This is a genomic window from Wolbachia endosymbiont of Drosophila barbarae, assembly GCF_044752445.1.
Lineage (GTDB): Bacteria > Pseudomonadota > Alphaproteobacteria > Rickettsiales > Anaplasmataceae > Wolbachia > Wolbachia pipientis.
This window is the reverse complement of the sequence record NZ_JBIXJM010000044.1, coordinates 1-705: the sequence shown is the minus strand read 5'-3', so window position 1 is coordinate 705 and position 705 is coordinate 1. Positions and strand designations below refer to the sequence as shown.

Sequence of the window (705 nt, the reverse complement as noted above, 5' to 3'; positions counted from 1 at the left end):
ATCCTTTCGTCGTGCTGTTGATTCTGCCTTCCTATGACCTGTTCGGACTATTATGAGAAATGCTATATTTCAAGATGGAACAAAGTTATTGTATGACAAAGAGAGCAAGAATCTTGAAATTTCTGTAGTGGATAAATTAAATTTCAAAGTAGGAAAATCAGAGATAGAAATGACAAAAAGTGGAATAAAACTGAAAGCAGAAAGGATCGACTTAAATTGAACAAAGGAATAGTGAGGTTAGGAGACTACTGTGGAGAAGCTATACCACATTTCTGCATTAGCGGAAGTAATAATTTTTTGTAAACGGTAAGTCAATATGTAGACAAGGAGACAGTTTTAGTGAAGGAAAAGTAATGATTCAAGGATCAAGAACAGTGTTTGCAAATGGTCTTGGTGTAGGAAGAGTAGGAGATATAGTTTCATGTGGGTTTAAAGTAATAAAAGGCAGTGAAAGCGTCTTTGCAAAATAGAAATGAAGGGTATGGATGCTAAAACAGGAAAAACGTTAGAAGGAATAGAGCACTTAAAGCAGTCGATAATTGATATACTGACCACTCCTATTAACAGTAGAATAATGAGGAGAGATTATGGGTCAAGACTATTTGAATTAGTAGATAAGCCAATAAATAGAGATCTAACTTTGGAAATCTATTCAGCAGTAGCAGAAGCTCTACAAAGGTGGGAGGAAAGATTTAAGCTAGAAAA

Annotated in this window: 1 protein-coding gene and 2 pseudogenes; all 3 read left to right on the top strand. The window is 34.9% G+C overall.

The window, feature by feature from the left end; all coding sequences use genetic code 11:
• Nucleotides 1-67 precede the first annotated feature (67 nt).
• Nucleotides 68-220 (top strand): annotated as a pseudogene (locus ACIPNH_RS00570) (phage baseplate assembly protein V); the annotation flags it as partial.
• Nucleotides 217-470 (top strand): annotated as a pseudogene (locus ACIPNH_RS00565) (PAAR domain-containing protein). The pseudogenes ACIPNH_RS00570 and ACIPNH_RS00565, both read left to right, overlap by 4 nt.
• 2 nt (nucleotides 471-472) lie before the next feature.
• Nucleotides 473-705 (top strand): GPW/gp25 family protein (locus ACIPNH_RS00560; protein WP_400770901.1); only part of this gene is annotated, 233 nt, incomplete at its 3' end.